Genomic DNA, 13,957 nt, shown 5'->3' on the forward strand with positions numbered 1-13,957 from the left:
CATTCCCATTTATATCTATAGTTCTTCAAATACTAATTCAATCGAATCATCTAAATCTTCTTCAATTTCTTCATCTTCTTTTACATCTTTCTTTACTAATTTCATCAATACTGCCACGACAACTGCTCCTGTTAATACTGATGCGATATACCCCAACCTATTGTCAACTACTGGTAATACTATCAGACCTCCCCAAGGTGCATGATTTAAACATCCTAATAAAAAGGCCATAATATTTCCTATAATCGACCCAGCCATAATACAAGGGATTACTCTAACAGGGTCTGCTGTTGCAAATGGAATAGCCCCCTCTGTAATTCCAACACATCCCATCAATAGTGATGCTTTCCCTGAATCTCTTTCTTCCTTACTAAATTTTTTTGGAAACAATAATGTAGCTAATCCTAACCCAATTGGAGGTATACAAATTGCAACACCAACTCCACCCATTAAATATGGAAGTGTGTCAACTTGAGTTTGAGCAAAAGTTGCAGCAACTTTATTTATAGGTCCACCCATATCGGAAGCTATCATTCCTCCTAAAATTCCGCCTAAAGGAATTTTAGAAACACCAGACATTCCATTTAACCAATTTGTCATCCATGTCATAAAAGAAGCTATAGGTTCTCCGATTAAAAATACAATTATACCACCTGTAATCAATGTACCAAGCAAAGGATAAATAAATATTGAACCTAAAGTTCTCATTGTAGGAGCCAATTTAATTTTCTTTAGTTGCAAGACAACAAATCCTGCTATGAATCCTGCTATAATACCACCTATAAAACCCGCATTTACTTCTTTTGCTAAATATGCTCCTATCATACCAGGAGCTAATCCGGGTTTATCTGCCATACTAAATGCTATATATCCACCTAATATAGGAATAAATAAAGCTAATCCAGCAGCTCCAATTTGATTCAATTTAGCTAACCATCCAGTTTCAGGAACAGCAGCTTGTCCACTTAGAGTTACTGATAAAGCAAATAGAATTCCTCCAGCAACTACAAATGGAATCATATACGATGTTGCTGTCATAAGATGTTTCTGTAAAAACTTCAAAATCCTCATTTTAATCTTCCTCCCCTATTTTTTCTTTTATAAGATTATAAACTGTTTGTTCATCTGAATTTCTAATTTGATTTCTAAAACTCTCATGCATCAGTAAACGTGCTAGTTTTGACAAAATCTTTAAGTGAAGATTATTTTCATTATCTTTTGTTACTGATATCAAAAATACTAAATCCACTTTTTCTCCTTCTTCTGTCCATGCAATAGGAGTATCAAGCTTTCCTATTGTAATGCAAGAATTTTTAACACCTATACTTTGACTATGAGGAAGACCTATACCATGTCCAATATAAGTCGATAATGTTTCCTCTCTCTTTAAAACATCCTCTAAAAATTGATTTTTATCTTTTAGATACCCTTCTTTTGATACTACATCTACTAGTGATATAATGGCTTCTTCTTTTGAATTAGCATGTATGTTAAATGAACATTTTACATTAACTAATTTACTCATACAGTGACCTCCTTCTCATATTTATGAATTAAACCTTCTGCTTCTTCTTTTGTATTTGCACCTTCTAACATAGCAATAAAATTAGTCTTATAAACCATTTTAGTTAGATTAATTATTGCAGGAATTTGCTCTTTTTTATCTCTACTTGCTAGACAAAATATGATTTTAACCTTTTTATCTCCAAAACTAATTGCTTCTTTACATATTAATAGACTTATTGAACTTACTTTGACTAATGAACTATCATTTCCATGTAATAGAGCAAATTCATTATCTTTTACAGCATAAAAACCTACATTTTTTAAAATATCTATAATATTATCAGCATATTGTGCTGATACAAAATCGCAATCAGCAAGTATATTTGAACTAATTTTCACAGCATCTTCCCATTTCATGTCTTCATCAATGATACTTATAGTATCAATTCCTATTAAATCACCTAAATTAAGTTGTCTAGATAGTATTCTCTCATCACTGTATCCAAGTTCTTGCCATATAATACTCAATACTCTTTTTTGTGCATCTTCTTCTAAAAAACTCAGTCTTTTTTTTATTGACATATAATTAGTTAGAACGTTCTTTCTTTTTATCCCTTTTTCTTCAATCTTCAAATAATCGTTTTCTTGTAAAAATGGATTTATCTCAATAATTGTTTTAGGTAAGTCTGTTACTATCTTTGATGTTGTTATAATAAAGTCAATACTTCCCCAATCTTTATAATCTTGTAACTTATATGATGGAATACTATCCACTATATTTATTTGGTAATCATTTATTAAAGTATCCTTTAACATAGCAATTACACCATAACCAAATCCACAAACTAACAATATGTTTTTATAATTGTTTCTCTCATTTCTATGTATACTTCCTAAAAAATGTATTGACAAGAGTATTATTTCATTTTCATTCTTTATCTGATTTAACACTCTATTTTTTTGAATAGAATTCTTAGTAGCTTCAAGTACATATTGGTATTTATCTGGTATGACGTGAAATAATTCTTCATAAATCTGTATATTCTGTTTGATTCTCTCTATCAATGGGGCAATATGATTAAGTAATCCTTTATAAAGAATCATATCTTCTTTGAAGTCAATCTCTAATATCTCTGACATATTATAAATTAAATCTTGAACTATCATTTCTGTACTAATCAAATCCATATCTTCATTTAAACTTGCATATTTATTTGTAAAAAATACAAAACTCTTTAACAATAAAATTTGTTCTTTGGTTAACTTTTTTTGAATGATTTCTTCAAACTCTTGGTCAAACTTATTTTCAAAATATGGCTCACTTAATGAAGAAGATTCTAAAGGATGTTTTTCATCTGAATGTATATACCATGTAAAAAGGAAAATGTTTGATACATACCATGTAAAAGATTCATCATTTAAAGTCCATCCCATTTGAAATAATAAATTTATAGACCAATTATATATATCAATCAAAGAAAGACCTTTGAATATTTTTTCAATTACATTCACTAAATACTTCTCAAATACACTTAAATCAGATTTTTCCTTACCAAAAAGATAGGAATATGATTTTAATATGTTCAATCTTTGTTTATATATAGTATCTTCATCTCCACTTATCTTGAAAATTTTATCATAAGTAATAGTTATTTGATTTCTTTCTAATTCACTTGACAAAACATTAAGGTCATTTTTAATTGAACTTCTAGAAACCTGGAATTCCTTGCTCAATTTTTCCAAATTTAGGTTATCTATTTTAAACATTGATATAATCTTCATAATAGATACTCTCTCAGTTAAGGAAAATACATATTCATTGTTGTTTATACAAACTACTTGGAAGTCATCAGGAATAATTAACACACCTTTATTCATCTTTTGTATTACTGATTTGTTCAATGAACGTAAAACAAGATTTAAATTATTTATATCATATCTAACTTTTCTTTCTTCTATATTCAGTTGTTTGCTAATATCCTTGTAACTTGTCTTACTTTTTCCTTTTAGAAAATTCATAATGAGTAACATTCTTCCACTTATCATATTTTCCCTCCTTTCAAAATAATTAGAGTTATCAACATCACAAATTTTATATTATTCTGTATCTTTTAGTTTTTTTATGTCTAAAACAGTAACTATCTTTCTATATTCAGAATAATACAATAAAGCTTTAGCCACAACTTACAACATTTGAAAATTGTTTTTACAAAATCTGTAACTGCATTTTTTAGTAGATATCCAAATAAAAAAGACAAGTTATATTTTCAGTTATATAACCTGCCTAAATTTTTTATTTTGTATATTTAATTATTAGATACTTTTAAATTTTTTATTTTATTATCTAAATATGCGAACTCTTCAAATTCAGAAATTAATAGTGGTTTAGAAAAAACATAACCTTGAATATAATCACATCCTACATTTTTTAGAAACTCAACTTGTTCTAATTCTTCAATTCCTTCAGCAATTACCTTCATACCCAGTCTTTTGCTAAGTTCAATAATAGACTCAATAACTATCTTCCCACGGTCTATATTATTTCTGCTTACAAAAAATGAACGGTCTAATTTAATTATATCAACTTTAAAAGCCTTTAATATTCCTAATGATGAGTATCCAAATCCAAAATCGTCTATAGAACACTTAAATCCCTTAGAATGAATATCATCTATTACATCTATAGATTCTGGATTTTCCAAGAAAATAGATTCTGTAAGTTCTAAATCTATTAGATATGTTGGTACATTGTATTTATTACATATAAGTTCATATTTTTCTAAAAACGACTTATCATTTAAATGTTGTCTTGATACATTAACAGAAATTCTCAGCATTTCTTTACCTTTTTTTATCCATTTAGAAATCAATTTACATGTTTCTTCAAGTACATATAAGTCTAATTTACATATAAAACCACTTTTCTCAAAAAGAGGAATAAAATCACTTGGATAAATTATGCCCTTTTCTGGATTTTTCCAACGTACAAGAGCCTCTGCTCCACTAATTTTTCCACTTTTTATATCAATTTTGGGTTGTAAACATATAAAAAAGTCTTTATCTTCAAGGGCTTTTTCCATTAAGTTCGAAATTTCCTTTTCAGATATTAATCGTTTCCTTTCTATATCACTATAAAAAGAAAAATCACTTTGATGAGCTTTATTAAAGCTTTTTCTTGCTGTATTTGCATGGTCTTGTATTGTGATTAAATCTTCATTATGATTTTCAATTGTGTAAATACCTACTGATACTCTTAAAAAGTATGGATTTTCTTTATTTTTATTAAAATAATTTATATCAGCTTCTATTTTGTATAATAACTCTAAGACCTCTAACACTGGTCTATTCTTAATAAACAAATAAAAAAGGTCTGCATCATGACGGCATATAAATTCTTCATTTTCATCAATATTTTTAGACAAAACATTATAAATATGTTTAAGTGTCATATTTCCTTTTTCACTTCCAAAACAATCATTTATTAGCTTAAAACCCTTTATATTTATTGCTATCATCACATAAGTACTATCAGGTGATTCTGAAATTAAAGGTTTGACTAACATACTAAATTTAGTTGAGTTGATACCATTTGTTACACTATCTAAATACGCAATATTTTCTATTTGATTTAAATGTTTTCTTCTTATCGTATATAAAAGCCATGTTATAATTCCAATAATACATGTAATTATAAGTGTCATTATTATTGTAAAAGAGTTTAACTTATTAAGTTCACCAAGTACAGCGTCTTCAGGCACTATAAGAACAAAATACCAATCATTTAGACCTTTTGTAATTGGATAATAACTCAATAAGCATTTTATATCTTTTGATGAGATTATTGTGATATTCCCTGATTTTTCGTTTTTAAAATCATTAAGCATCTTTTGAGCCCAAGGCTCCTCTCTAGAATCTTTATATTTGTAACTAAGATTCTTTATTAGTTCACTATTTTTACCTATGAAAAGAGTTTTTCCCTTACTATTAATAATTTCAATAGTCCCTTCTCCATTAAAGTTATCTATATTAAGAATATCATTCATGCCTTCTTTGTTAGAAACACCTATTAAAATGCTAGACACTTCATGATTATCATCAAATATTGGTACACTATAAAGAACGACTCCTAGCGACTCTATTACCTCTGAATACTCTTTACCTTCTGTTCCTTTTTTATATGAAACAGTATTCTTTAAGTCAAACTCTTTTCCACTTAAAAACTTAGCCTTTCCTCCTAAATCAATTATTCCAATATCATAATATTTATAACTAGTCTTTCTTTTAGATAAGTACTCATATCGGCTATCCCCTTCATATTGCTTAATAAAATCTGCCATTAATCTTAAGTCCGATAAGATAAATTTGATTTTAGAATCAACATTCATTACAATTTGTGTAGATACATCATTTAAATAGTTTTTAGTTTGTTTATTAGATATATTGTGCAGTTTTACAGTATTGAAAATAGTAATTACAAGGATTGAAATAATAAGTGAACATAAAATTATAGACAGAACTAAACTATTTTTCTTATACCTTGATAATTTCATTTTTTGTCCTCCAAATTATAAACCTATTTTTTAAAATGTATATTAGCACTTATGAATTTAATTACTAAAAATCCATTTACACTATATTATAGTATTCTATTTCTTAATATTCAAGAATAGCACCTTAATATTTCATTAATAGTTCATAGATAATAGCTTTATTAATCAATTATATGATATACAATTTCTAACGTTTATTGATTAAAAACACTAATGCCTGCCATCTTAAGCTCCTACTATATATAAATCATTTTTACCAATAAGTATAAAACAAACCATCTTTGTATGAAAATTAATCCTCATATTCAAAAAATTTAAATTGCCCTTGAATCTGACACCGTGTTAGGGTATATCATGCAATTAGAGAGGTGAACACTAAATGAAAATAAACAATTATAAAAAACAAAGTATTATTACAAACCCCAAAATATTTGAAAATGAATATCAAAATTTACCAAATACTCCAGTAGAATTATTAAAAGTAGTCCAAAATCTAATAATTCATGGAGACCAAGGAAAACTATATGGTATAGCCTTTAATAAGCAACAAGCCGATGAAGAATTACTTCGTACAATTCCTCAAATGTTAAAAAAAATCTTTGAAATAGATTCTAACTCACTAACTATCCCAAGAAAGCCAAAACAGAGATTAGTTGGTATGTGCAGAGACTACTCTTTACTTCTTGTATCTTTCCTAAGGTATCGAGGTTTTGAAGCTAGGATAAGAGCAGGCTTTGCTAATTATTTTGAAAGTGAGCTTCCTTACGAAGACCACTGGCTCGTAGAATACTATAATCCTATAACAAAAAGATGGGTAAAAATAGATGCACAAATAGATAACATACAAAAAAACTATTTTCAAATTGATTTTGACACTCATGATGTCAAAAAAATAAATGGTTTTTTAACTGGCTCAGAAGCCTGGATAAGTTGTCGACAAGGTCATACTCACCCAGATGACTTTGGATATAATAAAAATTGGAAAGGTTGGCACTCCATAAAGGGTAATCTTCTACATGACTTTAATAATATGATTGGTTTGGAATTGCTTCCATGGGATTTATGGACAGAATTAAGTTCTAAAAAATACAATCAATTAACAAGAGTAGAAAAAAATTTGTTAGATGAAATGGCAGAGATATTATCAAGTGGCAATATAAAAATAGAAAACCTCAATTTGTTAATAGAAAAATTGCCTAAAGATTATTTGACATCAATCTTTTCTCAGTTAAAAATATTAGGCATTTTGGAAACAAAAGAATTCGGTAATCCTCTTGAACTAGAAAAGAAATTCAAATTTACCAAATCAATAAATAAACCAATTAAAAATTCACTTTGTCACAATAAAGGTTCTATCTATTTAAAAGGAGGAAGGCAAAATAACTTAAAAGATGTTGAGGTTACAATTCCAAAGAATCAAATAACCGTGATTACAGGTGTAAGTGGTAGTGGAAAATCCTCTTTAGCTTTCGATACGATTTATGAAGAAGGGAAAAGACGTTATTTTGAAAACCTAAGTAATGGAGCAAAACTTTCAGAACAACTTCAAAAACCTGAATTCGATTTACTACTCCTACTGTAGCTATTGAACAGAAAAAAGGAAGCCAAAATCCTCGTTCTACGGTTGGTACTCTTACAAGCATTTGGGATTACTTAAGAATGTTGTTTGTATCAATTGGAAAAAGTTACTGTCCATATTGCAAAATTCCATTAGAAAAAAAGAATACTACAAAAAATTATTGCCCACATTGCCAAACTATTTTTTCTAAGATAAATACTTCAACCTTCAATGCTAATTCCCATACTGGAGCTTGTCATGATTGCAATGGATTGGGTTTTACCTATCAAGTTAATCCTCAATTAATTGTAAAAGACCCAACTATTTCAATATTAGATGGAGCCACTTACTACTTTGGAAAATTGAGGGGGAAAAAGCCAAATGGTAATTGGATGGTAGGTGAATTATATGCAATAGCAAAAGATAAAAATATCGACCTAGATATACCTTGGAATCAATTACCAAGAAATTTTATAGATTCAATCTTATATGGTACAGGTGATAAGATATATGAGTTTAGCTTTGAATCAAAAGGTCGGGAATCAAAAATTAAAAGACCTGCCTCAGGGGCAATCAATCACATTCAAAGACTCTTTAGAGAATCCAGTTCTCAAAATAATACTTTGCATCAATATATGAACAAAATTCCTTGCCATACATGTGGTGGTGAATTGCTATGTATTGAGGCTAGATTCACTACAATCAAAGGTTATCGCTTCCCTGAACTAACAAAAATGACAATAGAACAGTTATGGAATTGGTTATGTGAATTACCAAATCAACTTCAACAAAATGAGCTATCTTTAGTAAATGATATCTTAACAGAATTAAAAATTCGAGTTAGTTATCTATTAAAAGTAGGTCTTAGCTATCTATCAACAGACAGAACAGCTCCAACTTTATCTGGAGGAGAACTACAGAGAGTACGATTGTCAAGTCAGCTAGGAAGCGAATTGATCGGATTAACCTATATTCTAGATGAACCATCTATTGGTTTACATCCAAGAGACCATAATTTAATCATCAAAACGATAGAAGAGCTAAGAGATAAGGGTAATACTGTTATAGTCGTGGAACATGATAGGGATACAATACTAGCTGCTGATTATATTATTGATGTAGGGCCAAACGCTGGTACAAAAGGAGGATTCATTATTGCAGAAGGTACGACTCAAGAAATTATAGAAAATCCAAATTCTATAACAGGCAAATATCTAAGTACATCCAATAAAATAAGTTCACAAAATAAAATTAAACCAAGTAAATGGCTAAACTTAAAGGGATGTCATGCAAATAATTTAAAAAATATTAATGTACAAATTCCTTTAAACTGTATGTGCTCTATTACAGGTGTTAGTGGTTCGGGTAAGAGTTCTCTTGTATTTCACAGTTTACTTCCTGCTCTAGAAGAAAAATTAAACCAAAAATCTATCCCAAATAAAAATTATACCGAACTTACTGGATTTGATATTATTGATGATTTTATCTTAATGGACCAAACACCTATTGGAAAATCTAGTCGTTCTACACCTGCTACTTATATCAATATCTTTGATGAAATTCGTTCTCTATTTGCTGAAACTTCACAAGCAAAACAACAATTATTGGATGAAAGTCATTTTAGTTTTAATAGTAAAAAAGGTCAATGCCCAAACTGTCAAGGATTAGGCAAAACAACAATTATTCTACAATATATGGCAGACCAGTGGGTAACTTGTAGCGAATGCCAAGGTAAGAGATACCAAAAAGAAGTACTGTCTGTACAATACAAAGGAAAAACAATTGCAGATATACTTGACATGGAAGTAACAGAAGCAAAAGCATTTTTTAGTGATTGCTCTGATATATATAGAAAACTCTCTCTATTAGATGAAGTGGGACTTGGCTATCTAAAACTGGGTCAAAATACATTAGGATTAAGTGGAGGAGAATCTCAAAGGTTAAAATTAGCAAAAGAATTGGGAACAAAAACTAAAAAAAGAATGTTATACATATTAGATGAACCTACTACTGGACTTCATTTTAGAGATATAGAGAATCTGCTAATTACTTTTAGAAAACTTGTAAATGAACAACATTCACTTTTAATTATTGAACACAATACAGAAGTTATACGTGCTTCTGATTGGGTTATAGATATAGGTCCAGATAGTGGAATAAATGGAGGAGAAATTGTCGCTTCTGGAACTCCTGATGAAATAAGAATAAATCCAAATAGTATTACTGGGAATTTTATATAAAGACAAAAGTATTACAATAGTCATATAATAAAAGAATTAACTTTAATATATGACTGTGATAAAATATGACTAATCTATAAAATAGAGCCTAAAAATTATTATATTTTTATAATAAAGAAAGGAAAATCCTCATATTTGGAAAAATAGTACAAAAATAATTAATACAATGTTGGAATGCTTTATTGCACAAGATAGTAAAATAAAAAAGGGAGTTAGCATACCTACTCTTGTCTTTAAAACACTTCATGATAGATATTTTAAAACCCAATATTTTGATAGCTATTATAATTCATTAAAATGTAAAAAGAAGCTTGTTGAAATTAATAACGTTTATAATAGTTACTATCTAGATAGTGAGAAATTTTGTAAAAAAGCTTATGATTGGTTTGTAGAAAATCAATAATGTAATTTAAATATTGTATAGGTTTTTGATTATCTTTTCAGAGTTTCTTAAATATCCAAATAGCCTTACTTTATTGGCTATTTGGGTCTAAGATATAAAAAATAGATATCATTTACTTACCAACAATTTATAAATAAAAAAACATTCCCAATATACCACTTATTAGCATAATAACAATGGGATTAATTTTCCACTTACGTACTATAAGTAGCATAATGAAAAATATTATTAGTGCAATCCAATCTAATGTCTTAAATATAGAATTGAAATACACTGTACTTGTCCCAAACAATGCAAGGATTATAATTGTAGCCGCAGCTGAGATAATTAGACCTAATGAAGCTGATTTTAGACCATTTAATATCTCAAATATATAAGTAGAGTTATGGTTCTTTTGAAAAAAATTATATAAAAATAGAGATATGACTACACCACACAATACACAACCTAAGGTAGCTGCAACTGCTCCCCAAAAACCTCCAATTTGAAGCCCAACAAAAGTAGAAGTATTAACAGCTAGTGGTCCTGGTGTCATTTGCGAAATAGTTATAATATCTGTAAAAATTTTTTCACTTATCCATCCAGTTTGATTTACTACTTGCTCTTGAATTAAAGGTATAATTGCATAACCACCACCAATACTAAGCAAGCCTATTTTTAAAAATATAAAAAATAAGTTCCAAATTGTATTCATTTATCCTCCCTCTTTTTGCAGAATACTCGCACTACACAAAAAAAGCAACAAACAATTAATATAAGAGCTACATTTATGCCCATCACAAAGTTTGCAAAGAAAGCAATAGGTATCATAGCTGATAAAAATAAAGAACGTTCTTTTAGTATCATAGAACACATGTCAATAATCAAATCCACAATTAGTGCGGCAACACCAGCTTGCATTCCTTTTAATACTGCAGCAACAATAGCACTAGATATAAAAGTTGTGTAAAATGCTGATACTAATCCAAGAATAACAAGTGGAGGTATTATAGCAGATATACAACTAATGACAGCCCCCAAAGTACCAGCTACTCGATAACCTGCTAAAGCAGATAAATTGATTGCAATTGCTCCAGGAGTTGACTGAGCCACTGCTGCCATACTCACTAAATCGTCTTCTGTAAAAAATTTCTTTTGCTTTACAAAGTAACGTCTAATCATAGGTACAACTACATACCCTCCACCAAAAGTAAATGTGCTAATAAACAAGTTGATAATTAAAAGCCAAAAATATGTTTTTTTGCTTTGCTTCAAAATCTTCCTCCTTCTTTCTGCTTCATATTATTTAGTATACCGGTTGCTTTGCAATCTGTAAAATGATAGAATTTAATGGATTAAAAAACTCATTTCCATCTCTTAAAGTGAATGTCCATGTTGAAAGCGCTAATTCAGCTATGGATATTTTAAAAAGTGGAGAAGCTGATATATGTTTTTGGGAAAGTATAGAACCACAGGGGGCATTCAGATATTATATTATCTAGATAAAATTTATTGGCTACTACCTATGCAGTTCTCTTATGAACTTCTTACACTTTCATGTAAGCACAGACTATATCTTATCCTTCGGCATTATCCGTTAAGGTCTACCCACTTCCACTACCAATAGCTTGTAGTGTACTTCCCTCAAGAGGAATAGTCGTTGAAGTTTCTCCTATTCGGAGCTTACCTGCTGATTGCCCATTTTAAAGTACTTAGGATTTAACCTTATACCATCTAACCAATTTTTTCTACTTTCGTAACTTTCACACTTAGGTTTATTTCATCCTTATGTTTTAGTTTGGTTAGCTTTAGGGGTTTTTAGCAATTCAAGTAGTATTGGATAGGTTCTATCCTATCTCTACATATAAGTTTCCCTATATGCTGACTATCTTAGCCACTAACTCATGACTAAAGTTACGAGTGTATGTAGCTATTTTTTAATCGAAAAAATCTCCTGCATCTACTAAAGTTAGATTTTTATCTTTTTTTCTTTCTTCTTTTACATAAGAAATTAACTCATAAGGTATAACTCCATGTAAATCAGTAGTTGCTAATACATTTATTTCTGCTGTTTGTTTTGAAACACATCCAAACATTAGTAATGTAAATAAAAAAGTAATTCCTATAATTATTTTATTTTTCATAATTCCTCCATCTTCTACAAATATTTGATTTAGTATCATTGACTACTAAATTCTCTTATATATTACTATATTAATATATAAAAGTCATCAAGATATTTCATAGACATAAAATTATCACAAAAATAAGAAAAAGACTAGAAAACTCAATCTCTAGTCTTTTTCTTATTCTATTTTACTTAGAATCATTTTTAATATTATCTATTCTTTACTTATAAGTATATTTTACATATCATCCAGTTACTATTCTGTACATTAATATTTATAAAAGCTTGTCTACTTTATCATTAAATTTATCTATAATAGTATAAGCAAATAACTTGCTTTGCTCTTTTTTATTATGAATCTTTGTTCTAATTTTAATATTTTTATATACTTATTACTCCCACTCTATCGGGTAAGTTTTATCTCTAGTGTTTCCAAGTGTTTCAGATTATCCATATTACTTATATTATCTCTATTATCAATTTTATTTTTATTTTTTTTAATAAAAATAGTATCATTTTAGTATCACGTTTAACTTATTCATCTTCTTCCCAATTTTTTACCCATTCTTCTAATATATCTAATTTATCATCGCTGAAATCTTCGTTATCATTAAGAGCAGTAAAAAAACTCTTAAGGGAATTATTATGAAAAAAACTAAAAAATCTTTTTGTTTCAACTTTTAAATAGTCTTTCTCCCTTACAGCTATAGTATAAAAAGTACACCTGCTTGTTTTTTGTGCATATAGATAGTTCTTATTTGTAAGTTTAGACAATATTGTTAGTGTTGTATTTTTATTCCAACCATAAGTTTGTTTCATAGCTTCTACAACTTCTCCTGAAGCTACTTTTTTTTCTAATCCCCAGATAAACTTCATTGCTTTTAATTCTGATTCAGGTAATTTTTTAAATCCCATAATATGCACCCCCTTTTTGTAAATTTCTGCATATTAAAATATATATAAATATTATAACAAATTTAATTTAAAATTAATTGATATATATAAATTATTTTTTTCCAATTTTTTCCATATTTTTTATAAATGCTTTTAGTTGTTCTTCTGTCATCTTATCTCTTTTATGTATAGTTGTGAATATTCGTGCAAAAAAATTATCATATTTACTTATATCTCTTTCTTCTTTTCTAGCGTTTAAATACTCTTTTTTAGTTACTAATACTTCATAGTTAAACTGAAAACCTATCCTCTTCTTTTTTAATGTTTTCATCTTTACCAATCTTTTTAATAAAATCTCTGTAGTGCTTTTCCTCCACTTATATCTCTTTTTCATTGCTTCTATTATTTCTTTTTTTGATAAAATAGACTTTTTATTCCATAAATACTCCATTAGCATTAATTCGCCCCTACGTAGTTTGTCTATTACATCTCTCTGTTCCATTTTATGTCACTTCCCTAAATTAAGTTTAATTTAAGTTAATAATAGAACCTTCTAATTTCAAATGATACAGGTAAGTTTTACCATATGTTCTACATATTTAGTCTATTTTTATATATAAAAAATATTATTCATACCTATAAATTTATTCAATTTTCAAACAATCTTGTTGAATAATAACTAATTCTATTGTATTATTT

Annotated in this window: 13 protein-coding genes; 4 read left to right on the forward strand and 9 right to left on the reverse strand. The window is 28.3% G+C overall.

All coding sequences use genetic code 11. From position 1 onward, the window contains the following. Positions 1-15 precede the first annotated feature (15 nt). From KGF39_RS04260 to KGF39_RS04275, 4 genes are all read right to left on the reverse strand, one after another. Positions 16-1,071, reverse strand: a complete 1,056-nt coding sequence (locus KGF39_RS04260; RefSeq protein ID WP_107594434.1) for a PTS fructose transporter subunit EIIC — start codon at positions 1,069-1,071, stop codon at positions 16-18. A gap of 1 nt (position 1,072) precedes the next feature. Further along, positions 1,073-1,525, reverse strand: coding sequence for a PTS sugar transporter subunit IIA (locus KGF39_RS04265; RefSeq protein WP_054272220.1), 453 nt, complete (start codon positions 1,523-1,525; stop codon positions 1,073-1,075). Beyond that, complete coding sequence (locus KGF39_RS04270; RefSeq protein WP_227821326.1) at positions 1,522-3,552, reverse strand: PTS sugar transporter subunit IIA; 2,031 nt, start codon at positions 3,550-3,552, stop codon at positions 1,522-1,524. Before KGF39_RS04270 ends, KGF39_RS04265 begins: the two co-directional genes overlap by 4 nt. 260 nt (positions 3,553-3,812) lie before the next feature. Then, positions 3,813-6,056: a GGDEF domain-containing protein gene (locus KGF39_RS04275; protein ID WP_227821327.1), complete on the reverse strand. Its 2,244-nt coding sequence runs from the start codon at positions 6,054-6,056 to the stop codon at positions 3,813-3,815. Between the two features lie 379 nt (positions 6,057-6,435). On the opposite strand from KGF39_RS04275, the gene KGF39_RS04280 reads away from it, so the two are divergent. The 3 genes from KGF39_RS04280 (at position 6,436) to KGF39_RS04290 (ending at position 10,257) form a co-directional block, all read left to right on the forward strand. Beyond that, positions 6,436-7,638, forward strand: coding sequence for a transglutaminase-like domain-containing protein (locus KGF39_RS04280; protein WP_227821328.1), 1,203 nt, complete (start codon positions 6,436-6,438; stop codon positions 7,636-7,638). 77 nt (positions 7,639-7,715) lie between these two features. Beyond that, positions 7,716-9,854, forward strand: coding sequence for an excinuclease ABC subunit UvrA (gene uvrA, locus KGF39_RS04285; protein ID WP_227821329.1), 2,139 nt, complete (start codon positions 7,716-7,718; stop codon positions 9,852-9,854). Positions 9,855-10,020: 166 nt separating this feature from the next. Next, positions 10,021-10,257 (forward strand): hypothetical protein, encoded by a 237-nt coding sequence (locus KGF39_RS04290; protein ID WP_227821330.1) that lies wholly within the window; start codon positions 10,021-10,023, stop codon positions 10,255-10,257. Between the two features lie 127 nt (positions 10,258-10,384). On the opposite strand, the gene KGF39_RS04295 is transcribed toward KGF39_RS04290, so the two are convergent. Beyond that, positions 10,385-10,951: a chromate transporter gene (locus KGF39_RS04295; protein WP_227821331.1), complete on the reverse strand. Its 567-nt coding sequence runs from the start codon at positions 10,949-10,951 to the stop codon at positions 10,385-10,387. Beyond that, entirely contained in the window at positions 10,948-11,511 is a 564-nt protein-coding gene (locus tag KGF39_RS04300) for a chromate transporter (RefSeq protein ID WP_227821332.1), read from the reverse strand. Before KGF39_RS04300 ends, KGF39_RS04295 begins: the two co-directional genes overlap by 4 nt. 62 nt (positions 11,512-11,573) lie before the next feature. On the opposite strand from KGF39_RS04300, the gene KGF39_RS04305 reads away from it, so the two are divergent. After that, entirely contained in the window at positions 11,574-11,738 is a 165-nt protein-coding gene (locus KGF39_RS04305; RefSeq protein ID WP_227821333.1) for a hypothetical protein, read from the forward strand. Between the two features lie 435 nt (positions 11,739-12,173). On the opposite strand, the gene KGF39_RS04310 is transcribed toward KGF39_RS04305, so the two are convergent. From KGF39_RS04310 to KGF39_RS04320, 3 genes are all read right to left on the reverse strand, one after another. Then, the gene (locus KGF39_RS04310) at positions 12,174-12,380 is read right to left on the reverse strand and encodes a hypothetical protein (protein ID WP_227821334.1); all 207 of its coding nucleotides are present in this window, start codon (positions 12,378-12,380) and stop codon (positions 12,174-12,176) included. 518 nt (positions 12,381-12,898) lie between these two features. Then, a complete protein-coding gene (locus KGF39_RS04315) occupies positions 12,899-13,279 on the reverse strand; it encodes a BlaI/MecI/CopY family transcriptional regulator (RefSeq protein WP_227821335.1) in 381 nt (126 codons plus the stop codon). 91 nt (positions 13,280-13,370) lie between these two features. Next, entirely contained in the window at positions 13,371-13,760 is a 390-nt protein-coding gene (locus KGF39_RS04320) for a BlaI/MecI/CopY family transcriptional regulator (protein WP_227821336.1), read from the reverse strand. Between the last annotated feature and the right edge of the window lie 197 nt (positions 13,761-13,957).

It is taken from the genome of Clostridioides sp. ZZV14-6345 (genome assembly GCF_020657775.1).
Classification (GTDB): domain Bacteria; phylum Bacillota; class Clostridia; order Peptostreptococcales; family Peptostreptococcaceae; genus Clostridioides; species Clostridioides difficile_D.

Excerpts from the sequence above, each read along its gene's own strand:
- KGF39_RS04280 (WP_227821328.1), top strand. The coding sequence starts at position 6,436 with ATGAAAATAAACAATTATAAAAAACAAAGTATTATTACAAACCCCAAA.
- KGF39_RS04265 (WP_054272220.1), bottom strand. The coding sequence starts at position 1,525 with ATGAGTAAATTAGTTAATGTAAAATGTTCATTTAACATACATGCTAAT.
- uvrA (WP_227821329.1), top strand. The coding sequence starts at position 7,716 with ATGTTGTTTGTATCAATTGGAAAAAGTTACTGTCCATATTGCAAAATT.
- KGF39_RS04310 (WP_227821334.1), bottom strand. The coding sequence starts at position 12,380 with ATGAAAAATAAAATAATTATAGGAATTACTTTTTTATTTACATTACTA.
- KGF39_RS04270 (WP_227821326.1), bottom strand. The coding sequence starts at position 3,552 with ATGATAAGTGGAAGAATGTTACTCATTATGAATTTTCTAAAAGGAAAA.
- KGF39_RS04275 (WP_227821327.1), bottom strand. The coding sequence starts at position 6,056 with ATGAAATTATCAAGGTATAAGAAAAATAGTTTAGTTCTGTCTATAATT.
- KGF39_RS04320 (WP_227821336.1), bottom strand. The coding sequence starts at position 13,760 with ATGGAACAGAGAGATGTAATAGACAAACTACGTAGGGGCGAATTAATG.
- KGF39_RS04260 (WP_107594434.1), bottom strand. The coding sequence starts at position 1,071 with ATGAGGATTTTGAAGTTTTTACAGAAACATCTTATGACAGCAACATCG.
- KGF39_RS04305 (WP_227821333.1), top strand. The coding sequence starts at position 11,574 with ATGATAGAATTTAATGGATTAAAAAACTCATTTCCATCTCTTAAAGTG.
- KGF39_RS04315 (WP_227821335.1), bottom strand. The coding sequence starts at position 13,279 with ATGGGATTTAAAAAATTACCTGAATCAGAATTAAAAGCAATGAAGTTT.
- KGF39_RS04290 (WP_227821330.1), top strand. The coding sequence starts at position 10,021 with ATGTTGGAATGCTTTATTGCACAAGATAGTAAAATAAAAAAGGGAGTT.
- KGF39_RS04295 (WP_227821331.1), bottom strand. The coding sequence starts at position 10,951 with ATGAATACAATTTGGAACTTATTTTTTATATTTTTAAAAATAGGCTTG.